This is a genomic window from Streptomyces sp. NPDC006711, from assembly GCF_042869775.1.
Lineage (GTDB): Bacteria > Actinomycetota > Actinomycetes > Streptomycetales > Streptomycetaceae > Streptomyces.
Genome location: NZ_JBIAGO010000001.1, coordinates 565027 through 588673, shown reverse-complemented (window position 1 = coordinate 588673; position 23647 = coordinate 565027). Strand labels below are relative to the sequence as shown.

The following is a 23647-nucleotide window of genomic DNA, read 5'->3' as shown; positions in this document are numbered from 1 at the left end:
CGTCGGGCCGCCCGGGCTCAGCCGAATCCCGGGCGGAACGCCTCGACGCGCAGGGCGGGAGGGCACACGGACAGCGGGGCCGGGTGCCCGAGCGGGTCCAGGACCGGCACGCTGTTCGCGGTGGCCGAGCCGGGCACGGCCACGCGCACGGCGGTGCCCCGGCAGCCAGGGCGCGCGGTGTAGCGCACGCGCGCAGCGCCGCCCGCGCCGGGGTGCAGCGCGAAGGGCTTCGCGAACGGCTTGGCGGGGATCGCGGGGACCGTGAGGCGCCCGGAGTCGTCGGTGACGGTCAGCGTGGGCGTGCCGCGCAGGACGCAGGTGTGCCCGGAGGTGTTGCGGGCCACCAGGACCGCGTCGTCGAGGGCCGGTTCACGCACGCCGGCGGCGCCGGGCCGAGGGCTGGGCGCGCCGCTCGGGGCGCCCGCAAGACGCAGGACGAAGGACAGCGCGCTGGGCGAGCAGAAGACCCGGGCGTCGTCACCGCCGTCGTCCAGGGGTGCGTCGGGGGCCGCCGTGCCGGTGGCGCCGGGCGAGGGGGCGGACGTGAGGGAGGTGGCCGGGGTGGCGGGTGCGGTGTCCGGCGTCGGGCTCTGGCCCGAGGGGCCGGGAGCGGGCGCGGTGGCAAAGGGGCCGGGGCGCTCGCGCGCGGTGCTGGGCCTCGGGGCGGTGGAGCCACGCGTCGGCGTCGCCGAGAGGGGCCCGGACGCGGCGGCCGGGACGCGGTCGCCGTCCGTGCAGGCCGTCAGGGCGAGACACAGCAGAGCGCACAGCGCGGCCCCCAGCGCCACGGGCCGGCCGGCGGCCCGCCGGCCACCCCGGTACCGGCCGCTGCCCGCACCCCCGCCTCCGCCCCCGCGCATCCGTGTCTCCCGCTTTGATCGGACCTGGGTGCGCTCCGGCGCACGGTCAGACAATAGAACGCTCATCCGGGCGGCAGTGCGGCCAGGCTCGCGCGGGCGGCCGTCGCGCCCTCCTCGTACCCGTGGTCGTCGGCCTCGCGGGCCGCGTCGGTGAGTTCGCGGCGCGCCTGCTCGACCTGTCCGAGCCCGGCCAGCGCCTCCCCGTAGCTGGTGCGCAGCAGGACCCGGCGGGGGATCGCCTCGGGCGAGGGGCCGAGTTCCAGACCGCGCCGGGCGTGGTCCAGGGCGGTCCTGTGCTCGCCCGCGCTCAGGAAGTGCCGGGCCAGGTGCTGGTGGGCGAGCATTTCGGTGGAGCGGTCGCGGACCTGGCCGGCCAGGGCCAGGGCGTGGGCGAACAGTTCGCCGGCCCGATCGGCCTCGCCGTACTGGGTGAGGATGAGCGCGAGGTTCATGCGCGCGATGGCCTCGCTGGTGACGGCGCCGGCCCGGCGGGCGAGGTCGGGGGCCTTCTCCAGCTGGGCGAGGGCTTCGTCGAAGCGGCCCTCCTCGTGCAGGACCCAGCCGAGCAGGGCGCGGGTACGGGACTGCGCGTCCAGGTCGTGGACCAACTCCGCCGAGCGCAGGGCCTGTTCGAGCAGCGGCACCCAGCCGTCGCGGACCCGCCACAGGATGAGCGGCCACTGGAGCAGCACAAGGCGCCAGGCCCGCTCGGGCATCCCGGCGTCGATGGCGGCGGCGACCGCGCCGCGCAGGGTGGCCCGTTCGGCCTCGTACCAGGCGAGCGCGGCCTGACGGTCCTCGAATTCCCGGACGGCGGCGGGACGCCGGGCGCCGGGGGGCGGGGTGAAGCAGGGCTGGCTGCCGGGCTCGGCGGTGGCGGTCGCGACGAGACCGGTGTGCAGATAGTGGTCCAGGAGGCGGGTGAGGCCGTCCGGGTCGGCCTCGGCGGCGAGCGCGCGGGCGTAGAGGCGTACGAGGTCGTGGAGGGCGTACGCGCCGGGGTGTCCGGGGCCGCGCGGGCCCGACTCGGCCACCAGGTGGGCGGCGGCGAGCCGTTCGAGGGCGGCGGCGGCCTGGTCGGGGGTGCAGCCGGCGAGGGCGGCGGCGCTGTAGCGGTCGAGTTCGGAGCCGGTGTGCAGGCCGAGCGCGCGGAACATGCGGCGGGCCTGCTCGGGCAGGTGCTGGACGGTCAGGCGCAGGGCGGCGGCCACGCCGGTGTCCTCGACCCGCAGCAGGCCCAACCGCCTCTGTTCGTCGGCCAGTTCGTCGGCGAGGGCGGCCAGCGTCCACCGGGGGTGGGCGGCGAGGCGGGCTGCGGTGACGCGCAGGGCGAGGGGCAGGCAGTCGCAGAGTTCGGCGAGGCGGGCGGCGGCCTCGGGCTCGGCGGCGACGCGGTCCGCGCCCAGTATGGCGGCGAGCAGGGCCGCGCAGTCGGCGGCGGGCAGTTCGTCGAGGCGGACCGGGCGGGCCGCGTCGGTGGCCACGAGCCCGCCGAGCCGGTCGCGGCTGGTGACCAGGGTGACGCTGTGGTCGCCGCCGGGCAGCAGCGGGCGGACCTGCTCGGAGTCGCGGGCGTTGTCGAGCACGACCAGCATGCGGCGGTCGGTGGTCAGGGAGCGGTAGAGCGCTCCCATGCCGGCCTCGGTCTCGGGTATGCGCCGCACGGGCACGCCGAGCGCGAGCAGGAACTCCCGCAGGACGACGGTGACATGACGGGCCGGGGTGTCGCTGTAGCCGCACAGGTCGGCGAAGAGACGGCCGTCGGGGAAGTCGCCCCGGCGCTCGTGCGCCCAGTGCGCGGCAAGCGCCGTCTTGCCGACTCCGGCGCCGCCGGTGACCAGCGCGATGGCGCCGAAGCGGCCCGCGGTGGCCAGGTCGAGCGCGGTGAGCTCCGTGCGGCGCCCGGTGAAGCCACGCGGTCTGCGGGGCAGCAACTCCGGTACGGCGCACGGCACTTCGGGATCGTCATCGGCGCTCGGAGCGGCCGTGAGGGCGGGCACGCCGGCCCGCAGCACGGTGGCGTACGCGTCGGACAGGACGGGTCCGGGGTCCACGCCGAGTTCGTCGGAGAGCAGGCGGCGGGTGCGGTGGAACCATTCGAGGGCGTCGGACTGGCGGCCTGACCGGCTCAGGGCCAGCATCAGCGCGGCCGACAGGGGTTCGCGCAGGGGGTGGGCGACGGCCTCGGTCCGCAGGACGGCGGCGGCCCTGGCGTGCTCACCGAGCTCCCCGTAGGCGTCGGCCAGGGCTTCCACGGCCGCGATCCTGAGCTCTTCGAGGGCGTGGGAGGCGGCGCGCAGGGGCGGGCTCGCGACGGTGCCGGTGAGGGCCGGGCCCTGCCACAGGGCCAGCGCCTCGCGCAGCATGAGCACCGCGTCATCGGGTTTGCGCGGGCCGCGCGCGAGAGTGACGAGTTCTTCGAAGCGGTGCGCGTCGATGAGGGTTTCGGGCAGCCGCAGCACATAGGCGGGGCCCTGGGTCGCCAGCTCGATGCCGTACGCCTGCGCGTCGTGCTCGGCCAGCAGCGCCCGCAGCCGCGAGACATGGCCCTGGAGCACGGTGCGGGAGTGCAGGGGCGGTTCCTCGTCCCACAGCGCCTCGGTGAGCCGGTCCACGGAGACGGCGGTGTTGGGCCGCAGTAGCAGCATGGCCAGCAGGCTGCGCCGCTTGGCCGGGCCCAGCGCGAGAAAAGCGCCGTCCTCCGCCGCCACGGCCACCGTTCCCAGGACGCGGAACTCCACGGTGGCGGTACCCCCTAGCTCCCCGTTCCCGGCTGCCCGGACCTTTACCGGCCTGGTCAGGGCCTGGACAGACGAGGATACGCGGGGTCACGGGGGAGGCGTCACATGAGGCCGCCGGGGTGACGGTTCACAGCAGGCCGCCAGGGTGACGGTTCACAGCAGGCCGTCGTGGTGGCGCTCCTCCTCCACGATGGTGGCTCCCGGCACCACGCGCCGCCTGCGCAGCACGCTGGTGTAGACGGCGACGCCGATGATGCCGACGGCCATCAGGATCAGACCGACGACGTCGAGGTTCACACCGCTCGCGTGCCAGTCCGTCGCGAACGTCAGGATCGCCCCCACCGCGATGAGGATGATGCAACCGCCCAAGCCCATGGATCTCGCCTCCGTGAAAGGTGGTGGACCGTCCGGGTACCCGGGCCCCGGACGGTCAATCCCTTTGCGGGGCGCGGTGGTTCGGAGACGGGTTCAGGCCGTGAGGAACGCGGTCAGCGCGTTCGCGAGCAGGAACGGGTCGTCGGCGCCGCACAGTTCGCGCGCGCTGTGCATCGACAGGATCGCCACGCCGATGTCCACGGTCTGGATGCCGTGCCGGGCCGCGGTGATGGGCCCGATCGTCGTGCCGCAGGGCATCGCGTTGTTGGAGACGAAGGTCTGCCACGGCACCCCGGCCCGCTCGCAGGCCGCCGCGAACACGGCGCGGCCCGCGCCGTCGGTGGCGTACCGGGCGTTGACGTTGACCTTGAGGATGGGGCCGCCGTTGGCGCGCGGGTGGTGCGTCGGGTCGTGCCGCTCGGCGTAGTTGGGGTGCACGGCGTGCCCGGTGTCGGAGGACAGGCAGATCGTCCCGGCGAAGGCGCGGGCGCGGTCCTCGTACGTACCGCCGCGCGCGAAGACCGAACGCTCCATGACGTTGCCGAGCAGCGGGCCGTCGGCGCCGGTGTCGGCCTGGGAGCCGTCCTCCTCGTGGTCGAAGGCGGCGAGGACGGGGATGAAGGGGAGGTCGTCGGCGCCGGACGCGGCGGCGAGCGCGGCGACGCCGGCGTGCACGGAGAGCAGGTTGTCCATGCGGGGGCCGGCCACCAGGTCCTGGTCGCGGCCCAGGTAGGCGGGGGCCTCGACGGAGTGCAGCATCAGGTCCCAGCCGGCCACCTCGCCCTCGGCCAGGCCCGCCTCCTGCTCGACGAAGCGGATCAGGTCGCCTTCCTGTACGTCGTCGTCGAGGCCCCACACCGGCTGGAGGTGGCGCTGACGGTCGAGCTTGAGCCCGTCGGTGTTCACCGAGCGGTCCAGGTGCACGGCGAGCTGCGGTACGCGCAGCAGGGGCCGGTCCACGTTGACCAGGCGGTGGCTGCCGTCCTTGAGGGTGAGGCGGCCCGCGATGCCGAGGTCGCGGTCGAGCCAGGTGTTGAGCAGCGTCCCGCCGTAGATCTCCACGGCCACCTGCCGCCAGCCGTACGCGCCCGTGTCCGGCTCCGGCTTCACGCGCAGGTTCGGCGAGTCGGTGTGGGCGCCGACGATCCGGTACGGGGTGTGGGGCTCGGCGCCCTCGGGCACGTACCAGGCCACGATGGCGCCGCCGCGCAGCACGTACTTGCCGCCGTGCGTGCCGTCCCACGCCTCCGTCTCCTGGACCTGCCGGAACCCGGCCTTCTCCAGGCGTGCGGCCGCGTTGGCCACGGCGTGGTACTGCGACGGGCTCGCCGCGAGGAAGGTCAGCAGGTCGTCGGTGTGGCCGCGGTCGAAGCGGGGCGGTGTGCTCATGCCCGCCACCCTAACGGCGCCCCGGCCCCGTCCCCGGGCCCCGAGCGTCTTGCCCCGTTTGACCCCGAAGGCTCTGCCCTCCCGCCCCCACGAAGGGTCCCCCCAGGTTGCCCACCCGAGCCAGCACCGGTCCCGCCGGGGGGTGCGGGTCGAGCTGAGGTTGCCCATGCGGACGTGGGGCGGGCTGAGGTTGCCCATGCGGGCCAGCATCGACCCTGCCAGGGGCGCGGGGAACTGCGCGAGAAGCGACCACGGCTCGCACCCGAGCTCCCTGGGGCTCCGCCCCAGACCCCGTTCGCGCTGAACGCGCTCGTCCTCAATCGCCGGACGGGCTGAGGTTGCCCATGGAGGCCCGCACCAGATGCTCAGCGGCACGGGCTGGGGATGCCTGTGTGGGCCGGCATGAGCCCTGCCCCGGGGTTGACACCCATGCGGGCCCGCACCAGCCCCGCCAGGGGCGCGGGGAACTGCGCGCCCAGCCACGCACGGCCCGCAGCCGGGGTCCCTGGGGCTCCGCCCCAGACCCCGTTCGCGCCTAAAGGGCGCTCGTCCTCAATCTCCCCCAAGGCCTTAAGGGCCAGGGGGGACCCCCATGACGGGCTGGGGATGCCCATGGAGGCCCGCACCAGATGCTCAGCGGCACGGGCTGGGGATGCCTGTGTGTGGGCCGGCATGAGCCCTGCCCCGGGTTGACACCCATGCGGGCCCGCACCGGCCCCGCCAGGGGCGCGGGGAACTGCGCGACCAGCCCGAGACGGCCCGCAGGCAAACGCAACCAGCCCCCGGGCCGCAGGCAAACGCAACCGCCCCCAGCCCGGGGCAAACGCAACCGCCCCCAGCCCGGGGCAAACGCAACCGCCCCCAGCCCGGGGCAAACAAAATGGGGGCCCGGGGTGCGACCACCCCGAGCCCCCCGCACGCCGGAGGCTAGAACGCCGCCTCGTCCAGCTCCATCAACGAGTTGTCCACCGTCTCGGCCAACGCCCTGGCCATCCCCACCCCCGGCAGCACATTCGCCGCGAAGAACTTCGCCGCAGCGACCTTCCCGGTGTAGAAGGCGACATCCTTCGCCGAGACGGAACCCGACGCCAGCTTCTCGGCGGCCACAGCCGCACCCTTGAGAAGCAGGTAGCCCACCACCACGTCACCGGACGCCATCAGCAGCCGGGTCGTGTTCAGACCCACCTTGTAGATGTTCTTGACGTCCTCACCCGTCGCCGTGAGGTCCGTGATCATCGTCCCGACGATCGCCTCGAGATCGACCGCCGCCTTGGCGAGCGCGTCGAGCGAACCGCCCAGCGCCTCGTTCCCGTTCTGCTCCGCCAGGAACTTCTTGATCTCCTCGGAGAGCGCGTTCAGGGACGCACCCTGGTCCCGGACGATCTTCCGGAAGAAGAAGTCCTGACCCTGGATCGCCGTCGTGCCCTCGTACAGCGTGTCGATCTTCGCGTCACGGATGTACTGCTCGATCGGGTACTCCTGGAGGTACCCGGAGCCACCGAAGGTCTGAAGCGACTCGGACGACAGCTTCTCGTACGACTTCTCCGAGCCGTAGCCCTTCACGATCGGCAGCAGCAGGTCGTTCAGGCCGACCAGCGCCTTCGCGTCCTCGCCCGCCGCCTCCTTCACCTGGATCGCGTCCTGGATGGAGGCGGTGTAGAGCACGAGCGAGCGCATGCCCTCCGCGTACGCCTTCTGCGTCATCAACGAGCGCCGCACGTCCGGGTGGTGAGTGATCGTCACCTTCGGCGCGGTCTTGTCCATGAACTGCGAGAGGTCGCTGCCCTGGACGCGCTCCTTGGCGTACTCAAGGGCGTTGAGGTAACCCGTCGACAGCGTCGCGATCGCCTTCGTGCCGACCATCATGCGGGCGAACTCGATGATCATGAACATCTGGCGGATGCCGTCGTGCTTGTCCCCGATCAGCCAGCCCTTGGCGGGGTGCTGGTCGCCGAACGTCATCTCGCACGTGTTGGACGCCTTCAGGCCCATCTTGTGCTCGACGTTCGTCGCGTACACGCCGTTGCGCTCGCCCAGCTCGCCGGTCTCCCAGTCGAAGTGGAACTTCGGGACCAGGAAGAGGGAGAGACCCTTGGTGCCGGGGCCGTGGCCCTCGGGGCGCGCCAGGACGTAGTGGAGGATGTTCTCCTCCATGTCGTGCTCACCGGAGGTGATGAAGCGCTTCACGCCCTCGATGTGCCAGGAGCCGTCGTCCTGCTGGACGGCCTTGGTGCGGCCCGCGCCCACGTCCGAACCCGCGTCGGGCTCGGTCAGGACCATCGTGGAGCCCCAGCGCTTCTCGACCGCGATCTCGGCGATCTTCTTCTGCTGCTCGTTGCCCTCCTCGAAGAGGATGCCGGCGAACGCGGGGCCGGAGGAGTACATCCAGACCGCCGGGTTCGCGCCGAGCAGCAGCTCCGCGTACGCCCAGATCAGGGAGCGCGGCGAGACGGTGCCGCCGATCTCCTCGGGCAGGCCGAGCCGCCAGTACTCGGAGTCCATGAACGCCTTGTACGAGCTCTTGAAGGACTCCGGTACCGGAGCGGTGTTCGTGGCCGGGTCGAAGACCGGGGGGTTGCGGTCGGCGTCCGCGAAGGAGTCGGCCAGCTCGTTCTCGGCGAGACGGGCGATCTCCTCCAGGATCGACTTGGCGGTGTCGACGTCCATCTCCCCGAACGGGCCGGTGCCGTACAGCTTGTCGCGTCCGAGCACCTCGAAGAGGTTGAACTCGATGTCGCGGAGATTCGACTTGTAGTGCCCCATGGCGACGGCTCCGTAAGCAGGGTGTCGGTTACATCTACCAGCAAGTAGGTCAGTACTACGATGATGCTACCCACCGGTAATAACGCGCAACCTCTGGCCGAGAACTGTGACGCGTCAGGCAGGCGAACTTTCCGGGTCGCGCCGCAGCGCGGCGGTTAGGGCCCGCGCGGTGGCGGCGTTGCAGTTCCCGAGGATGACGAGTGCGGGCGTCCCGAAGTCCCGCCCGAGCGAGGGCAGCGTGATCCCGTGCCCGGTGAGGGCGGCGCGGAGCTCCATGACGACGCGGTAGGTGTCGTCGCCGGGTGCCTGCGGCGCGCGGGGGGTGGGCTTGCTCATGGGCATGGGGGTGCCTCCTGCGAGTGCGGTGTGTGACGAATCCCGCACAGAGTGCGCCCCGGTCCCGTACGTTCGGAAGGGGTTCGGGGTCCACGGCCCGGGTGGTGGAAGGGCGGCAACCATGGCTGCGCGCAAGGAGATTGACGGGTCGGCCGGTGTGCCGGAGTTCTACGGCAAGGAGTTGCGTTATCAACGCGAGCGGGCCGGGCTGACGCTGGAGGGCCTGGTGGAGGGCAGCTTCTACGGGGTGAGCTACCTGAGCGAGATCGAGCGGGGTCAGCGCAAGATGCCACGGGATCTGGCCCGCCATGTCGATCAGGTGCTGGGAACGAACGGATTCTTCGAGCGCTGCTGCGAGGACGTGCGCAAGGCGCGTCAGGGTGCTCACGCCGCGTACTTTGCTCCCGTGGCCGAGAGTGAGGCGCGGGCCCTGGTCATTGAGGAGTGGGCAAACGCTCTCGTCCCGGGACTGCTCCAGACGGAGGCGTATGCGCGAGCCGTCATTCACGCGACGCACCCTCTGGCGCCTGCTGCGGACGTCGATGCGAAGGTGCAAGCCCGGTTACGGAGGGCTGAGGTTTTTGGTGCGCCCAGGCGGCCGGAGTACTGGGTGATCCTGGGCGAGTCATTGTTGCGCAACCCGCTGCTGCCTCGTGCCGACATGGCGGAACTGCTCGACCAGATCGTCGCGTTGATCCGTCGCCGGGCCGTCGTTCTACAGGTGCTGCCGTGGAACGTGCCTCCGCAGCCCTGCACCATGCTGTCGCTCACGTTCATGGAGTTCGAGGCGGAGCCGCCGACCTTGTACACGGAGGGCCCGTACCACGGGCAGATCATCGACGATCCGGTGATCGTGAGGCACTACCACAAGGCATACGATCGGCTGAGGGCTGCCGCGCTGCCGCTCGAGGCGTCCCTCGCCCTGATCGAAGAGGCGGCTGAGGAGTACCGAAATGGCGGGCACAGCGGTCGACTTGGACATAGCCCGGTGGTGTAGAAGCAGCTACAGCAACGGCGACGGCGGCAACTGCGTAGAGGTCGCCCACAACCTCCCCGGGGTCGTCCCGGTCCGGGACTCCAAGGTGCTGGGCGGGCCGGCCATCGTCATCGCGGCCCGGGCCTGGACGTCCTTTGTCACCGGGGTGAAGGACGGCACCTTCAAGGGCTGAGATCGCGGTGTTGGGCGCGGGCCCGCGTCGGTAGGCTGACCCCCATGTACGGCTACGACCAGAACCCGGGCGCGCAGCAGCAGTACGCCCCGCCCCAGCAGCAGATGCAGGGCGGGTACGGGGAGCAGCCGCTGTACCCGGAGCCGTCGCCGCCCTCGCTCGCGGACGCGGTGCGGGCCTTCACCACCGGCTCGCTCTCCGCCGAGGACTTCCAGCAGATCTTCGCGGGGGCCCGGGTGTACTGCCCGCGCGGTGACAACCCGGGGTTTTTGGCCCTGCACAACACCCAGCAGCCGGTGATCCCGATGTTCACCTCGCTGAAGGAGCTGCGCCGGTACGCCGGCAAGGAGTCGAAGTACTTCGTGATCACCGGCGCCGAGGTGATCGACCTCCTGCCGACCGGGTACGGCTTCGTGCTCGACATGGAGGGCGACCACCGGATGGTCTTCGACGCGAAGGCCGTGGAGCAGATGGTCGACTTCGCGATGCGGCGGATGTACGGCTAGGGGGTGTCTGGTGGACCATGGCCGGGGGCGCGGCGTCTGGCACGGCACCTCGCGGCGTTGCCGAATCGCCCCGATAGCTCCGCTATCGAGACGCTCCGGCGCCTTGCGATGCACCGCACCAGACGCCGCGCCCTGACCGACCCTGATCCACCAGACACCCCCTAGCAGCCCTCTGGGGCCGGGGCAAACTGGCCGAGGATCCTGCGCGCATCGGGCGCCGGCGCCGGCGCCCGATGCGCGCAGGACACGCACGGGACGCTCGTGCTCAGGCCAGGGTGGAGATGCAGAACGGGTGGCCTGCGGGATCCAGCAGGACCCGCCACCGGTCGGGGTCCGGCTGGAATGCGGGCTTGACCGCCCCCAGGGCGAGCAGGCGAGCCTCAGCGGCGTCCAGGTCGTCGACGCCCAGTTCCATATGGGCCTGCTTCTCCTGGGAGGGGTCGGGCCAAGTGGGGCGGCGGTAGTCGGTGAGCCGGTTGAACCCCAGTCCCGCAGCTCCCTCTTGGCCGAGCAGGATGAAGTCCTCGGTGGAGTGGGCCACAGGCAGGCCGAGGGCCTTTCCGTAGAAGCGGGCCAACTCGGCGGGGTCAGGGCAGTCGAAGGTGACCGCCGAGTAGCGGAACGTGGGTTCTGACGTGTCTTCGTGGCTCATGGGCGGGACGCTATGAGGGATGTAGGACAGGCCGGGTCCTATCTGAGATGTGGTCGGCATGTTCGCGGCAGGCGCTGCCCGGCCGGGCACGCCGATTCCGTACGGCTGCGGGCCCGTACCCCTCCGGGTGCGGGCCCGCGGCGTGCCCGTGACCAGGTCGGGAATGAACCCGCCCTTGCTAGATGTTCAGCATTCAACTACTTTGAACGTAGAGCATCCCGCAAGGAGGGCCGTCCCATGCCTGCTGTGACCGTCGAAAACCCGTTGACCCTGCCGCGTGTGACCGCGCCGGAGGGCGTTTCGGCGCGGCCCGTCCTCGCCGTGACCACCGCTCCGCAGGGGTTCGAGGGGGAGGGGTTCCCGGTGCGCCGCGCGTTCGCCGGGATCAACTACAAGTACCTCGACCCGTTCATCATGATGGACCAGATGGGCGAGGTGGAGTACGCGCCGGGCGAGCCCAAGGGCACCCCCTGGCACCCCCACCGCGGCTTCGAGACCGTCACCTACATCATCGACGGGATATTCGACCACCAGGACTCCAACGGCGGTGGCGGCACCATCACCAACGGTGACACCCAGTGGATGACGGCGGGCTCCGGCCTGCTGCACATCGAGGCGCCGCCGGAGGCGCTGGTCATGTCGGGCGGGCTCTTCCACGGCCTCCAGCTGTGGGTGAATCTGCCGGCCAGGGACAAGATGATGGCCCCGCGCTACCAGGACATCCGCAGCGGCTCGGTCCAGCTGCTGACCTCGCCGGACGGCGGCGCGCTGCTGCGCGTCATCGCGGGTTCGCTGGACGGCCATGACGGCCCCGGCATCACGCACACCCCGATCACGATGGTCCACGCCACCCTCGCACCCGGCGCGCAGATCACGCTGCCGTGGCGGGAGGACTTCAACGGCCTGGCGTACGTGCTGGCCGGGCGCGGCACGGTCGGCGCCGAGCGGCGGCCCGTGCACACCGGGCAGACGGCGGTGTTCGGCGAGGGCGGCTCGCTGACCGTCCGCGCGGACGAGAAGCAGGACGCCAACACCCCCGACCTGGAGGTCGTGCTGCTCGGCGGGCAGCCGATCCGCGAGCCGATGGCGCACTACGGCCCGTTCGTCATGAACACCCGCGACGAGCTTCAGCAGGCCTTCGAGGACTTCCAGAAGGGCCGCCTGGGCACGATCCCGGCCGTCCACGGCATGACCGAGAACGGCCTGTAGGGCCAACCCGTAGCCCCATGGGCCCGTGGCCCCGTGGCGCCTCAACCCGCCTACGCGGAGAGTGACTTGCCGCGTGCCTCAATGTGTCGGGGTGCGCTGCACGGGACATTGACACCCTGTCAGGACCCGTCCTGACGGGGTGTCACTCGTCTGGGGTCGCTCGGGAGGCGGGGCGGGTGCGGCCGTGGTCGGGTGGTGGGGTGGAGTCGTTCAGGCATGTGCTGCCCGAGGCCGCCCGTCGGATCGCCGCCTGGTGTGTCGTCGTGCTGCTCGTCGCCGGGGTCGTCGGGGTGGGGGTGTGGTTGTGCGCCGTGTTCAAGACGGCCGTGACGCCCGTGCTGCTCGCCCTCCTCGGTACCGCGCTGCTCGGGCCCGTGCACCGGTGGCTGATCCGGCTCGGGCTGCGGCGCTCGCTCGCGGCCGGGCTCACCTGCGTCGCGCTGGTCGCGGTGGTCGGCGGCGCCGGGTACGTCGTGGTCAGCGCGCTCCTTGACACCGGGGACCAGATCCTCGCCTCGCTCAAGCAGGCCGGGCAGTGGGTGGTGGCCGACCACTTCGGGGTGGCGGGCGGCGACGGCGTCACCAACATCGCCGACAACGCCAAGAAGCTGCTGTCCAAGTTCGGGGCGAGCGCGGCCGGCGGGGTGCTCCAAGGGCTCAGTCTGCTCGGCACGCTCGTCGCCACCAGCGTGCTCGCGCTCCTGCTGACCTTCTTCTTCCTCAAGGACTCCGACCGGGCCGTGGGTCTGGCCCACGCGATCGCGCCGCGCGGCGCGGGCGACACCGTCGAGGCGATGGCGCGGCGCGCCTTCGAGGCGGTCGAGGGGTTCATGCGCGGGACCACGCTCATCGCGCTCATCGACGCCGTCTGCATCACGGTCGGGCTGCTCGTCCTCGGCGTGCCCGGCGCGCTCGGGCTCGGCGCGCTGGTCTTCATCGGCGCGTACATCCCCTACCTCGGCGCCTTCGTCTCCGGCGCGGTGGCGGTGCTCGTGGCGCTCGCCGACCGGGGGTTCGGCACCGCGCTGTGGACGCTCGGCATCGTCCTCGCGGTGCAGCAGCTCGAAGGGCACATCCTGCAACCCGTCATCCAGAGCCGCACCGTGCAGATGCACCCCGCGATGATCATGGTCGCCCTGACGGCGGGCGCCGATGTGGCGGGCCTGGTCGGCATGCTGCTCGCGGTCCCGGTGGCGGCGGCCGCGTTCGGGGTGCTCGGGGAGGTGCGCCGGCGTTACTCCGGGGAAGGGGGCGCCGCGTCCGGGCGGGCGCCGGGCGCGGACTCGTAGAGCTCGAACCAGATCGACTTGCCGTCGCCGCGCGGGTCCACGCCCCACGCGTCCGCCAGCATCTCCATCAGGATCAGACCCCGGCCGCTGGAGGCCAGTTCGCCGGGGCGGCGGCGGTGGGGGAGCTCGTCGCTGGCGTCGGCGACCTCCACGCGAAGGCGCCGGCTGCCGAGCGGACCCCTCGCCTCCGCCACCAGCAGCGCGTCGCCGTCGGTGTGGACGAGGACATTGGTGATCATCTCGGAGATCATCAGGACCGCCGAGTCGACCTGCTCGTCGTCCGACCAGTCGTGCAGGAGCTCGCGCAGCTGCCGGCGCGCGCCCGCGATCTGCTGCGGTTCGGCCTGGGCGACGGTCAGGGCGGTGCGGCGTACCACCTCGGGCGGCGCGGCCCCCGCGCCGGCGGACACGTCGTTGCGGCGCAGCAGGAGGAGCGCGATGTCGTCCTCGCGCCGGTCCACGAGCGGGCCCGTGGTGTGGTGCGAGGACGGTCCGTGCACGGCCTGGACCAGTTCGTCGGCCAGCTCCTCAAGGCTGTCACCCGTGTGCTTCTCCAGGACCGGGCGCAGCCGCGTCCAGCCGCTCGCCATGTCGTGGCCGCCGGTCTCGATCAGACCGTCCGTGCAGATCATGATCGTCTCGTCCGGGTCGAGGACGAGCCGGGTGGTCGGGTAGTCGGAGTCGGCCTCGATGCCGAGCGGCAGGCCGCCCGCCGTCGGACGGATCAGGGCGGTGCCGTCGGCGGTGCGGATCACCGGGTCGGGGTGGCCGGCCCGGGCGATGTCCAGGGTGCCGGTGGCGGGGTCCACCTCGATGTAGAGGCAGGTCGCGAAGCGCGGGGCGTGGTCCGCGTCGTGGGCGGCGTCCGCGTGGGTCGTATGAACCGGGTGGGCCGGGTGGGCTGTGGGGGCTGTGGGGTCCTGGTATCCGTCGCCCGACGGCTCGGGCAGCCCGTACGACTCGGTGATCCCGTACAGGAAGCGGGAGGCGCGCGAGAGGACCGCGTCGGGGCTGTGGCCCTCGCTCGCATACGCCCGCAGCGCGATCCTGAGCTGTCCCATGAGCCCCGCGGCCCGCACGTCGTGGCCCTGCACGTCGCCGATGACCAGCGCGAAGCGGCCGCCCCCGCAGTCCGTGCGGGAGCCGCCGCCGGGCAGCGGGATCATGTCGTACCAGTCGCCGCCGACCTGGAGTCCGCCACCGGTCGGCACATAGCGCGCGGCCACCGTCATGCCGGGGATCTCGGGGCCGAGCGTCGGCATCATGGAGCGCTGGAGCCCGAGCGAGAACTCGCGCTCGCTCTCCGCCTCCCCCGCCCTGGCCAGGGCCTGCGCCAGCATGCGGGCGACCGTGGTCAGGACCGAGCGCTCGTCGGGGGTGAAGGCGACCGGGTTCTTGAACGCGGCCATCCACGCGCCGATCGTGCGCCCGGCCACGATCAGGGGGACGAACGCCCATGACTGGCGCTCGAAGCGCTGTGCCATCGGCCAGGTCGCGGGGAAGCGGCGCCGGTACTCCTGCGGGCTCGGCAGATAGATGGCCCGCCCGTTGCGGACGACGTCGGCGGCCGGATAGTCCGTGTCGAGCGCCATGTCCGTGAACGGTCCGTCGTCGCCGGGGTCGTGCCCGTGGTGCCCGATGATCGTCAGCCGCTCACCCGCCACCCCGAACACCGCGAGCCCGTCCGGCGAGAAGCCCGGCATGGACAGCGACGCGGCCACCCGCAGCACCTCGGAGGTCGAGCGTGCCTCGGCGAGCGCGCGGCCCGCGTCGAGCAGGAAGGCCTCGCGTGAGCGGCGCCAGTCGCCGGTGATGGAGGGGTGGGCGGCGGTGGTGCCGGGCTGGGGCTCGGCTACCTCCTGGATGGTGCCGATGAGGAGGTAGTCCTCGCCGTTGAGCATGGGTTTGGAGCGGCTGCGTACGGTTCGCAGGACGTGGCCGTGCTCGTCCATGATCCGCAGCCGGACCTCGGCGAGGGTGCCTTCGGCGAGGGCCAGGTGGACGATGCCGTCGACTTCGTTCCAGTCGACGGGGTGGAAACGGGAGCGGGCCGCTGCCTCGGTCAGGGTCGTGTCGTGCGGGGGCAGGCCGAGGAGCCGGGCGGCCTCGGCGTCGAGGGTGACCGTCCCGGAGGCGTTGTCCCACCGCCACAGGCCAGTCGCGATCGCGGCCAGGACGTCCTCTGTGCGCATTGCCCCTATTTAAGAAGATGTACGCATCGGTCGCCACCGATGGCGGGGCCGGGGTGGCCCCGTGGGGTGTGCCGTTTGCGGGGTACGCCTTTCCCGCGCGGGCGGGCGGGGTCCGTTCGCGCAGTTCCCCGCGCCTCGCGTTTGGGGCGGGGCCCCAGGGACGTCGGGTGCGGGTCGTGGGTGGCTGGTCGCGCAGTTCCCCGCGCCCCTTGGCGGGGCTCATGCTGAGGCATACCCAGCCTGTCCGGCGTTTGAGGACGAGGCCGTTCAGGCCGAACGGGGTCTGGGGCGGAGCCCCAGAGGCCCCGGCTGCGGGCCGTGCGTGGCTGGCCGCGCAGTTCCCCGCGCCCCTAACAGGGCTCCTGCTGAGGCATCCCCAGCCCGTCCGGCGATTGAGGACGAGCGCCCTTCAGGCGCGATCGGGGTCTGGGGCGGAGCCCCAGGGACCTTCGGGTGCGGGTCGTGGTCGCTTCTCGCGCAGTTCCCCGCGCCCCCGGCGGGGCTGGTGCTGGTCCGCATGGACATCCTGAGCCCGTCCCGCGCCCCCGGCGGGGCTGGCGCTGGCCCGGATCAGCGACCGGAGCCCGGGCTGGTGGTGGCCCGGAGGGGGGTGGGGTGGGCGGTAACCTGGGCGGGTTGATTCCCGCCTGTCTCGCGAAGAATCTCGCGAAGAAGTCGCGACCACGGTCGCGAAGAATTGGATGAGTAATGCACCGGTACCGGTCCCACACCTGCGGCCAGCTCCGCGCCTCCGACGTCGGCACCGACGTCCGGCTCAGCGGCTGGCTGCACAATCGCCGAGACCTGGGCGGCATCCTCTTCATCGACCTGCGCGACCACTACGGCATCACGCAGCTGGTCGCCCGCCCCGGCACCCCCGGCGCCGAAGCCCTGGACAAGCTGTCCAAGGAGACCGTCGTCCGCGTGGACGGCAAGGTCGTCTCGCGCGGCGCCGAGAACGTCAACGGTGAGCTGGCGACCGGCGAGATCGAGATCGAGGTCGGCGAGGTCGAGGTGCTGGGCGCCGCGAACCCGCTGCCGTTCACGATCAACGCCGAGGACGGCGTCAACGAGGAGCGCCGCCTGGAGTACCGCTTCCTCGACCTGCGCCGCGAGCGCATGCACCGCAACATCATGCTGCGCAGCGCCGTGATCGCCGCCATCCGCTCCAAGATGGTCGCGCTCGGCTTCAACGAGATGGCCACGCCCATCCTGACGGCGACCTCCCCCGAGGGCGCCCGCGACTTCGTGGTCCCCTCCCGCCTGAACCCCGGCAAGTTCTACGCGCTGCCGCAGGCCCCCCAGCAGTTCAAGCAGCTGCTGATGATCTCCGGCTTCGACCGGTACTTCCAGATCGCGCCCTGCTTCCGCGACGAGGACGCCCGCGCCGACCGCTCGCCGGGCGAGTTCTACCAGCTCGACGTCGAGATGAGCTTCGTCGAGCAGGAGGACGTCTTCCAGCCGATCGAAAAGCTCATGACCGAGCTCTTCGAGGAGTTCGGCGGCGGCCGCCACGTCACCTCGCCCTTCCCGCGCATCCCGTTCCGCGAGTCGATGCTGAAGTACGGCAACGACAAGCCCGACCTGCGCGCCAAGCTCGAACTCGTCGACATCACCGACGTGTTCGAGGGCTCGGCGTTCAAGGCGTTCGCCGGCAAGCACGTGCGCGCCCTGCCGGTGCCGGACGTGGCGGGCCAGTCCCGGAAGTTCTTCGACGGGCTCGGCGAGTACGCCGTCTCGCTCGGCGCGCAGGGCCTGGCCTGGGTGCGGGTCGGCGAGGACGGGTCGCTGTCCGGTCCGATCGCGAAGTTCCTCACCGAGGAGAACGTCAAGGTCCTCACCGAGCGTCTTGGCCTGGTCCCCGGGCACGCGGTGTTCTTCGGCGCCGGCGAGTTCGACGAGGTCTCCAAGATCATGTCGGGCGTACGCGTCGAGGCCGCCAAGCGCGCCGGTCACTTCGAGGAGGGCGTCTTCCGGTTCTGCTGGATCGTCGACTTCCCGATGTACGAGAAGGACGAGGAGACCGGCAAGATCGACTTCTCGCACAACCCGTTCTCCATGCCCCAGGGCGGCCTGGAGGCTCTGGAGACCAAGGACCCGCTGGACGTCCTGGGCTGGCAGTACGACATCGTCTGCAACGGCGTCGAGCTCTCCTCGGGCGCGATCCGCAACCACGAGCCCGAGATCATGTTCAAGGCGTTCGAGGTCGCGGGGTACGACCGGGAGACCGTGGAGCGCGAGTTCGGCGGCATGCTGAAGGCCTTCCGCCTCGGCGCCCCGCCGCACGGTGGCATCGCGCCGGGCGTCGACCGCATCGTGATGCTGCTCGCGGACGAGCCGAACATCCGGGAGACCATCGCGTTCCCGCTGAACGGCAACGCGCAGGACCTGATGATGGGCGCGCCGACCGAACTGGACGAGTCCCGCCTGCGCGAGCTGAACATCGCGCTGCGCAAGCCGGTCGCCGACAAGTAGGCGGCACGGGTAAGGGAGTTGTTCCCTTGGGGTGGTTGGGGCCGGGCGGGCCCAACCGCCCCGCTCGGCCCCAACCACCCCGATCAGCCCCAACCACCCTGCTCGGCCCCGGAGTTGGACCGTCAGGCGGGGTCGGGGTCGTCAGCGGAGTTGAATCGTCAGCTCGCCCCTCGTCGCGCGCCGCATGGGATCGCCGGCCAGCAGCGCGTGCGGGATGCCGGGCTCGATGGCGCCGGCCTCCTCCAGGCGCGCCAGGTGGGCGTCGGTGAGGTCGACGTCGAGGGCGCCGAGGTTGTCCGCCAGCTGGTCGAGTGTGCGGGCGCCGATGACGGAGGCCGTCACGGCCGGGTTCCGCAACGTCCAGGCGAGGCCCACCTGGGCGGAGGTGTGACCCGTCTCAAGGGCGACCTCCCGCACGGCGTCCGTGATGCCGAGATTGCGCTCGGTCAGCATGCCCAGGGCGGCGTTGTGGTCCCTGCGGCTGCTCCCGTCCGGGGCGGGGCCCGTGCCGGTCAGGTCGGCGCGGCTGTACTTGCCGGTGAGCAGCCCGCCGCCCAGCGGCGAGTACGGGACCACCCCGAGCCCCATCTCGCGGGCCATCGGGATCAGGTCGCGCTCGCCGGTGCGCTCGATGAGGCTGTACTCGATCTGGAGCGCGACCAGGGGCGCCCAGCCGCGCAGATCGGCGATGGCCTGCATCCGCGAGACCTGCCAGGCCGGCACGTTGGACATCGCCACGTACAGCACCTTGCCCTGCCGGACCAGATCGTCCAGGCCGCGCAGGATCTCCTCGACGGGCGTCGTGAAGTCCCACACGTGCAGATGGAGCAGGTCGATGTAGTCCGTGTTCAGGCGGCGCAGGCTGGACTCCACCGACGCGAGGAGGTTCTTGCGGTGCGGGCCACCGGAGTTGGGGTCGCCGGGGCGGCGAAGGGTCGAGTACTTGGTCGCGAGCACCAGGCTCTCGCGGCGGCCGTGGGCGAAGGTGCCCAGCAGACGCTCCGAGCTGCCCTCGGTGTAGGTGGCGGCGGTGTCGATGAAGTTGCCGCCCTGCTCGGTGTAGCGGTCGAAGAGGCGGCGCGACTCCTCCTCGCCGGCGCCCCAGCCCCATTCGGTGCCGAAGGCCGCGGTGCCGAGCGCCAGGGGCGAGACCCGCAGGCCCGATCGGCCCAGCAGCCGGTAGGTGTCGAGAGTGAGCGGCATGGTGTCCTCCTGAGGTCCTGAGCGGACCGTCGTGCGTGATCCGTCGTCGAGGGCAACCCTGCGATCTTCGAAAGCCGGGCATAAGGGAGGGACGATCCTGGGAACAGCGGTCCTACCCTGGCTGTTGGGCCCGGCATGACGACCCTGGCTGTGGACGCGACGCAGGAGCTGGCCGCGTTCCTGCGGACCCGGCGCGAACGGCTCGACCCGGGCGACCTGGGGCTTCCGGCGCGCCGGGCGGGGCGGCGGACCCCGGGCCTTCGCCGCGAGGAGGTCGCCGAGCTGGCCGGGGTCAGCGTCGACTACGTCGTACGCCTGGAACAGGCGCGCGGGCTCAGGCCGTCGGCGGACGTACTGGACGCGCTGGCCCGGGCGCTGCGACTGCCACCGGTGGAGCGCGCCTATCTCTTCGACCTGGCCCAGCGGCGCCCCCGTACCGCCGAGGCTCCCGCCACCGCCGCGGCGCCCCCGCTGGCCCGGCTGGTGGACGACCTGGCGCCGTTGCCGGCCATGCTCCTGAACCACCGGTACGACATCCTGGCGTGGAACCCCGAAATGGCGGCGCTGCTCCTGGACTTCGCCGCCCTGCCCCCCGCGCGGCGCAACGCGATGTGGCTCTGCCTCGCGCACCCGGAACTCCGCGCGCGGTACGCCGACCGGGAACGGGTCGTACGGGAAGGGGTGGCCCACTTGCGCGCCGCGTGGGCGGCCCACCCCAAGGACCCGGTCCTGACCGGCCTGATCGGTGAACTGCGTGCCACGCGGCAGGAGTTCGCGGAACTATGGGCCGAGGGGGACGTCGTGGCCGGCGGCCGGGGCCACAAGGTGCTGCGCCACCCCGAGGCGGGTTCGCTGGCCCTCGCCGCCGAAGTGCTGGCGCCGCTGCACGACCCGGACCAGCGGTTGCTGCTGTTCCGCGCGGCGGACGACGCGAGCCGGGCGGGGCTGAGGCGGCTGAGCGGGAGCTGACGCGGGGCTGTGCGTAGGGGCCGGCCGGAGCCATCGCCCGGGTGCCGAGGCCGGGTCCGGGGCGGTCGCGCGGTCGCCCGGGCCGTGTGCGGGCGGACACCGCCGGGCCCTAGCCACGCGGTACGACCGGGACCCCGTCAGGGCGCCGCCGCATAGCACCGGACCGTTACCGTCTGCTCCGGGCTCCACCGCTGTTCGACGGTGGCCAGCAACTGCCAGCCGAGCCGGTCATACAAAGCCGCCGCCGCGGTGTCGGAGGCCACCACGTCGAGCACCGGATGCAAGCCGCGGTCCTGTGCCTCGGTGGCAGCCCGCGCCATCAGCAGCGCGCCGATGCCGTGGCCACGAGCCCACGGGGCGACGAACAGCCGGTTGACCACGGCGGTCGCGTCGGTACCCACCCCTGCACGAACGCTCCACAGACCAGGTGCCGCGTCCCCCGCGTCGCTCCGGGACAGGCCGATATGGCCGGCGACGCGGCCGTTCAGTTCCGCCACCCATGAAGCGATGAGCAGGGGCGGCGTGAGCCAAGCCTCGGGCAGGTCCGGCCAGTTCACCGGATAGCCGTCCTGCTCATGGACCTCGGCCAGCACCCGCACACAGTCACCGAGATCGCGATCTTTGCGCTGCCGGGCTCTCGGGGCCACGTCCGCGCCGGACACGCATCGGATCTTCACTGCTGCATGGAAGCACAGCCCGATGGCCCATGACCAGCGACTTTCGCAGCGGGCGACAGGCCCTGGCCCTCCCGGCGCGCGAACAGGACCGCGCCCGGCTGTCGTTCGTCGAGGTCGAGCAGGAACTCCGCCTCGACCGTGAACCCCGCCTCCCCCAGCCACGCCGTGACCCGGTCGGGGCGGCGCAGATGGATGTGGACGTTCATCGGGTGGCCGCCGTAGCCCTGGGTCTTCAGGCGGGTCTCGTCGCCCAGGTGGAAGCCGAGCAGCAGCGGTGCGCCCGGCGGCGTCACGCGGTGGAACTCGGCGAAAACGGTGGGGACCGCCTCGTCGGGGATGTGGATGAGGGACCAGAAGGCGAGCACGGCCGCGACGGACGCGTCCGCGAGGGGGAGCCGCGTCATCGAGCCCACCGCGAAGTGGAGCCCCGGGTGGTCGCGCCGGGCCACCTCGATCATCCTGGGCGAGAGATCGACCCCGAGCGCGTCGGCGCCCAACTCCCGCAGGTGTGCGGCCACATGGCCGGGCCCGCAGCCCACATCCGCGACGGTCCCGCCGCCCGCGTCGCGTACGAGCTCGGCGAAGAGCGCCAGAACCGCCCGCAGATACGGCTCACCCGCCAACGCCTCACGGAGCTGATCGGCATAGCTCACGGCGACCGTGTCGTAGGAGTCCCGGGTGTCCGTCAGCCATGTCTGGGCGCTCATGGGGGAGCACGCTAACGCACCCTCCGTGAGAGCCGGTCGGTGTCCAGATGCGGGAGCGGTGCTTCGGGGCGGGCCCCGAGTCTCGTCGTCACCCGTCCCGTAATAGTGACCCGTGCCGTAATAGTGCGAACCAGACGTGGCGGCGCGATGCCCTCGGCGGGTCAGGCCCGCAGGAAGGTCAGGACGGCCAGGACCCTGCGGTGGGTCAGGTCCGTCAAAGGCAGGTCCAACTTGGTGAGGATGTTGCCGATGTGTTTGCCGATCGCCGCTTCGGACACCACCAGTTCCTTGGCGATCGCGCCGTTGGACCTGCCTTCGGCGATCAATGCCAGTACTTCGCGTTCGCGCGGGGTGAGCTGCGCCAGCGGATCGCGGCGGCGGCGCAGCAGTTGGCGCACCACCTCGGGGTCGACCACCGTCCCGCCGGCCGCCACCTCGCACAGCGCCTCCATGAACTCCTCGATGTGTCCCACGCGGTCCTTGAGCAGATAGCCGACGCCCGATCCGTCTCCGGAGTCCAGGAGTTCGGCCGCGTACGTACGCTGAACGTACTGACTGAGGACCAGGACCGGGAGCGTGGGACGCCGCTCGCGCAGTCGCACCGCCGCGTGCAGCCCTTCGTCCTGGAAATCGGGCGGCATGCGGACGTCCGTCACCACGATGTCGGGGGCATGCTCCTCGACCGCCGCGACCAGTGCCCGCGCGTCCCCGACGGCCGACACCACCTCGTGGCCGCAGCGGCTGAGCAGGCCGATGAGCCCTTCCCGCAGCAGCACGCTGTCCTCGGCCAGCACTACGCGGAGCGATCGGCCGTCTCGGTCAACTCGCAAGGAAACTCCACACGTAGAAGAGTCGGCCCACCCGGCGGACTGGTCAGAGCGAGTCTGCCATCGAGGACCGACACCCGGTCCGCGAGACCGGTGAGGCCGCTGCCCGTCGAGGGATCCGCGCCGCCGCGACCGTCGTCGCGCACCTCAAGGAACAGGCGTCCGTCGCGATGACCACCGCTGACCCGCGCGCGGTTGGCCCCGCTGTGTCTGGTGACGTTGGCCAGCGCCTCGCAGACCGCGAAGTACGCGGCGGACTCCACCGGCTGGGACGGACGGCCCGGCAGTTCGAGGTCGACGTCGACGGGGACCACGCAGCGGTCGGCGGCGTCGCTGACGGCGGCCTGAAGGCCGTAGTCCGTGAGGACCTTGGGGTAGATGCCGTGAATGAGCTGGCGCAGTCCCGCGAGCGCCTTGCCCGCCTCCTCATGCGCCTTGGTGAGCTGGTCGGCGAGCGGGCCGGGCGCCGCATCCAGGCGGGCCAGGCCGAGGGCCATCGTCAGGGCCACGAGGTGCTGTTGGGCGCCGTCATGCAGATCCCGCTCGATACGGCGCCGCTCAGCCTCGAAGGCGTCCACCAACCGAGCGCGGGAGCGGGTCAGTTCGACCACCTTGACGCCGAGCTCACCCTCGGGGGAGCCGATCAGCAGCCGGGCCAGCTCCGCGCGAGCGCCCGCCGTGACGCCGAGCATGTAGGCGCCGAGGCCCATCAGAAGCAGGCCCAGTACGGCGACGCCGAAAGCGGTCGGCCATGTGGTGACCGTCCACTGCTTGAGCACCTTTGCTTCCTGGCCGTCGCCGACCGTGGCCATCAGCAGCGGGGTGGCGACCATGGACAGCGGGACGAGCAGGGCGATCGTGACGGCCAGGGCGTCGAGCGGCCACAGGATCCCGGCGAACAGCAGCGCGTATCCGAACTCCCGCCAAGTCCCCTGTTCACGCAGCCGGGTGGACAGCCAGGCCCACAGCCCCGGCGCGTTCGGCACCCGATGCCGACCGGACACCGGGTCGCGGTCGATCAGGCGCAGCCTGTGCCGCTCCACCCAGGCCAGGGGGATCCCGCTGAGGGCGACCATCATGAGCAGGGGCAGCCCCACCAGGACGAGGGCGAGCACACCGCAGACCGCTGCCGCCGCGAGCAGTGCCACCAAGGTGGCGGCGCCGGTGCACAGGTACGCGGCGGCACGCCAGGGCCAGACCGACAGCGGGTAGCCCGGACGCGACATGGCCTGCCACACATTCCGAGGTCGCATGTGGACGACCGTAAGCGACCCCGCAGACCCGCTGCCATCGGTCCAGGGTCCGTAC

General features: G+C 71.9%; 20 protein-coding genes. 7 read left to right on the top strand and 13 right to left on the bottom strand.

Annotated features, from left to right (window positions below):
• Positions 1-17 precede the first annotated feature (17 nt).
• From ACFYM2_RS02550 to ACFYM2_RS02525, 6 genes are all read right to left on the bottom strand, one after another.
• Complete coding sequence (locus ACFYM2_RS02550; protein WP_388832727.1) at positions 18-860, bottom strand: DUF4232 domain-containing protein; 843 nt, start codon at positions 858-860, stop codon at positions 18-20.
• A 62-nt stretch (positions 861-922) separates the two neighbouring features.
• Positions 923-3601: a BTAD domain-containing putative transcriptional regulator gene (locus tag ACFYM2_RS02545; protein ID WP_388832724.1), complete on the bottom strand. Its 2679-nt coding sequence runs from the start codon at positions 3599-3601 to the stop codon at positions 923-925.
• A 153-nt stretch (positions 3602-3754) separates the two neighbouring features.
• On the bottom strand, positions 3755-3976 hold the full coding sequence (locus ACFYM2_RS02540; RefSeq protein WP_388832721.1) for a DUF6458 family protein: 222 nt from the start codon (positions 3974-3976) through the stop codon (positions 3755-3757).
• A 93-nt stretch (positions 3977-4069) separates the two neighbouring features.
• Entirely contained in the window at positions 4070-5365 is a 1296-nt protein-coding gene (locus ACFYM2_RS02535; RefSeq protein WP_359006433.1) for a M18 family aminopeptidase, read from the bottom strand.
• A gap of 927 nt (positions 5366-6292) precedes the next feature.
• Positions 6293-8128, bottom strand: coding sequence for an acyl-CoA dehydrogenase (locus ACFYM2_RS02530; RefSeq protein WP_359006430.1), 1836 nt, complete (start codon positions 8126-8128; stop codon positions 6293-6295).
• 114 nt (positions 8129-8242) lie between these two features.
• Positions 8243-8464: a hypothetical protein gene (locus ACFYM2_RS02525; RefSeq protein ID WP_388833124.1), complete on the bottom strand. Its 222-nt coding sequence runs from the start codon at positions 8462-8464 to the stop codon at positions 8243-8245.
• Positions 8465-8585: 121 nt separating this feature from the next.
• Here ACFYM2_RS02525 and ACFYM2_RS02520 point away from each other — a divergent pair, with 121 nt between their 5' ends.
• Genes ACFYM2_RS02520 through ACFYM2_RS02510 form a run of 3 tightly spaced genes read left to right on the top strand, consistent with a single transcriptional unit; the run spans position 8586 to position 10139 of the window.
• Complete coding sequence (locus ACFYM2_RS02520; RefSeq protein WP_388832718.1) at positions 8586-9461, top strand: helix-turn-helix domain-containing protein; 876 nt, start codon at positions 8586-8588, stop codon at positions 9459-9461.
• A complete protein-coding gene (locus ACFYM2_RS02515; protein ID WP_388832715.1) occupies positions 9418-9633 on the top strand; it encodes a DUF397 domain-containing protein in 216 nt (71 codons plus the stop codon). Before ACFYM2_RS02520 ends, ACFYM2_RS02515 begins: the two co-directional genes overlap by 44 nt.
• A 44-nt stretch (positions 9634-9677) precedes the next feature.
• A complete protein-coding gene (locus ACFYM2_RS02510) occupies positions 9678-10139 on the top strand; it encodes an SseB family protein (protein WP_100575483.1) in 462 nt (153 codons plus the stop codon).
• 265 nt (positions 10140-10404) lie between these two features.
• Here ACFYM2_RS02510 and ACFYM2_RS02505 read toward each other — a convergent pair whose 3' ends face one another.
• Positions 10405-10791 carry a VOC family protein gene (locus ACFYM2_RS02505; RefSeq protein ID WP_359007619.1) on the bottom strand — a complete coding sequence of 129 codons (387 nt, stop codon included), beginning with the start codon at positions 10789-10791 and terminating at the stop codon, positions 10405-10407.
• Between the two features lie 237 nt (positions 10792-11028).
• On the opposite strand from ACFYM2_RS02505, the gene ACFYM2_RS02500 reads away from it, so the two are divergent.
• Positions 11029-12000, top strand: a complete 972-nt coding sequence (locus ACFYM2_RS02500) for a pirin family protein (protein WP_359007622.1) — start codon at positions 11029-11031, stop codon at positions 11998-12000.
• A 200-nt stretch (positions 12001-12200) separates the two neighbouring features.
• Positions 12201-13289 (top strand): AI-2E family transporter, encoded by a 1089-nt coding sequence (locus ACFYM2_RS02495; protein ID WP_388832712.1) that lies wholly within the window; start codon positions 12201-12203, stop codon positions 13287-13289.
• Here ACFYM2_RS02495 and ACFYM2_RS02490 read toward each other — a convergent pair.
• Positions 13235-15481 (bottom strand): SpoIIE family protein phosphatase, encoded by a 2247-nt coding sequence (locus ACFYM2_RS02490; protein ID WP_359007627.1) that lies wholly within the window; start codon positions 15479-15481, stop codon positions 13235-13237. The genes ACFYM2_RS02495 and ACFYM2_RS02490 overlap by 55 nt on opposite strands.
• A gap of 708 nt (positions 15482-16189) precedes the next feature.
• On the opposite strand from ACFYM2_RS02490, the gene aspS reads away from it, so the two are divergent.
• Positions 16190-17956 (top strand): aspartate--tRNA ligase, encoded by a 1767-nt coding sequence (aspS, locus tag ACFYM2_RS02485; protein ID WP_359007630.1) that lies wholly within the window; start codon positions 16190-16192, stop codon positions 17954-17956.
• A gap of 141 nt (positions 17957-18097) precedes the next feature.
• Here aspS and ACFYM2_RS02480 read toward each other — a convergent pair whose 3' ends face one another.
• Positions 18098-19159 (bottom strand): aldo/keto reductase, encoded by a 1062-nt coding sequence (locus ACFYM2_RS02480; RefSeq protein ID WP_388832709.1) that lies wholly within the window; start codon positions 19157-19159, stop codon positions 18098-18100.
• 135 nt (positions 19160-19294) lie between these two features.
• On the opposite strand from ACFYM2_RS02480, the gene ACFYM2_RS02475 reads away from it, so the two are divergent.
• Entirely contained in the window at positions 19295-20128 is an 834-nt protein-coding gene (locus tag ACFYM2_RS02475; RefSeq protein WP_388832706.1) for a helix-turn-helix domain-containing protein, read from the top strand.
• A gap of 137 nt (positions 20129-20265) precedes the next feature.
• Here ACFYM2_RS02475 and ACFYM2_RS02470 read toward each other — a convergent pair whose 3' ends face one another.
• From ACFYM2_RS02470 to ACFYM2_RS02455, 4 genes are all read right to left on the bottom strand, one after another.
• Positions 20266-20775, bottom strand: coding sequence for a GNAT family N-acetyltransferase (locus ACFYM2_RS02470; protein ID WP_359007685.1), 510 nt, complete (start codon positions 20773-20775; stop codon positions 20266-20268).
• A 26-nt stretch (positions 20776-20801) separates the two neighbouring features.
• A complete protein-coding gene (locus ACFYM2_RS02465) occupies positions 20802-21512 on the bottom strand; it encodes a class I SAM-dependent methyltransferase (RefSeq protein WP_359007639.1) in 711 nt (236 codons plus the stop codon).
• Between the two features lie 161 nt (positions 21513-21673).
• Entirely contained in the window at positions 21674-22306 is a 633-nt protein-coding gene (locus tag ACFYM2_RS02460; protein WP_359007642.1) for a response regulator transcription factor, read from the bottom strand.
• Entirely contained in the window at positions 22306-23592 is a 1287-nt protein-coding gene (locus tag ACFYM2_RS02455) for a sensor histidine kinase (protein ID WP_388832703.1), read from the bottom strand. The genes ACFYM2_RS02460 and ACFYM2_RS02455 overlap by 1 nt, the downstream gene beginning before the upstream one ends.
• Between the last annotated feature and the right edge of the window lie 55 nt (positions 23593-23647).

What these genes read in the sequence shown, in the direction of transcription:
- ACFYM2_RS02550 (WP_388832727.1), bottom strand. Translation starts at nt 860, where the DNA reads ATGCGCGGGGGCGGAGGCGGGGGTGCGGGCAGCGGCCGGTACCGGGGT.
- ACFYM2_RS02540 (WP_388832721.1), bottom strand. Translation starts at nt 3,976, where the DNA reads ATGGGCTTGGGCGGTTGCATCATCCTCATCGCGGTGGGGGCGATCCTG.
- ACFYM2_RS02535 (WP_359006433.1), bottom strand. Translation starts at nt 5,365, where the DNA reads ATGAGCACACCGCCCCGCTTCGACCGCGGCCACACCGACGACCTGCTG.
- ACFYM2_RS02530 (WP_359006430.1), bottom strand. Translation starts at nt 8,128, where the DNA reads ATGGGGCACTACAAGTCGAATCTCCGCGACATCGAGTTCAACCTCTTC.
- ACFYM2_RS02525 (WP_388833124.1), bottom strand. Translation starts at nt 8,464, where the DNA reads ATGAGCAAGCCCACCCCCCGCGCGCCGCAGGCACCCGGCGACGACACC.
- ACFYM2_RS02520 (WP_388832718.1), top strand. Translation starts at nt 8,586, where the DNA reads ATGGCTGCGCGCAAGGAGATTGACGGGTCGGCCGGTGTGCCGGAGTTC.
- ACFYM2_RS02515 (WP_388832715.1), top strand. Translation starts at nt 9,418, where the DNA reads ATGGCGGGCACAGCGGTCGACTTGGACATAGCCCGGTGGTGTAGAAGC.
- ACFYM2_RS02510 (WP_100575483.1), top strand. Translation starts at nt 9,678, where the DNA reads ATGTACGGCTACGACCAGAACCCGGGCGCGCAGCAGCAGTACGCCCCG.
- ACFYM2_RS02505 (WP_359007619.1), bottom strand. Translation starts at nt 10,791, where the DNA reads ATGAGCCACGAAGACACGTCAGAACCCACGTTCCGCTACTCGGCGGTC.
- ACFYM2_RS02500 (WP_359007622.1), top strand. Translation starts at nt 11,029, where the DNA reads ATGCCTGCTGTGACCGTCGAAAACCCGTTGACCCTGCCGCGTGTGACC.
- ACFYM2_RS02490 (WP_359007627.1), bottom strand. Translation starts at nt 15,481, where the DNA reads ATGCGCACAGAGGACGTCCTGGCCGCGATCGCGACTGGCCTGTGGCGG.
- aspS (WP_359007630.1), top strand. Translation starts at nt 16,190, where the DNA reads ATGCACCGGTACCGGTCCCACACCTGCGGCCAGCTCCGCGCCTCCGAC.
- ACFYM2_RS02480 (WP_388832709.1), bottom strand. Translation starts at nt 19,159, where the DNA reads ATGCCGCTCACTCTCGACACCTACCGGCTGCTGGGCCGATCGGGCCTG.
- ACFYM2_RS02475 (WP_388832706.1), top strand. Translation starts at nt 19,295, where the DNA reads ATGACGACCCTGGCTGTGGACGCGACGCAGGAGCTGGCCGCGTTCCTG.
- ACFYM2_RS02465 (WP_359007639.1), bottom strand. Translation starts at nt 21,512, where the DNA reads ATGAGCGCCCAGACATGGCTGACGGACACCCGGGACTCCTACGACACG.
- ACFYM2_RS02455 (WP_388832703.1), bottom strand. Translation starts at nt 23,592, where the DNA reads ATGCGACCTCGGAATGTGTGGCAGGCCATGTCGCGTCCGGGCTACCCG.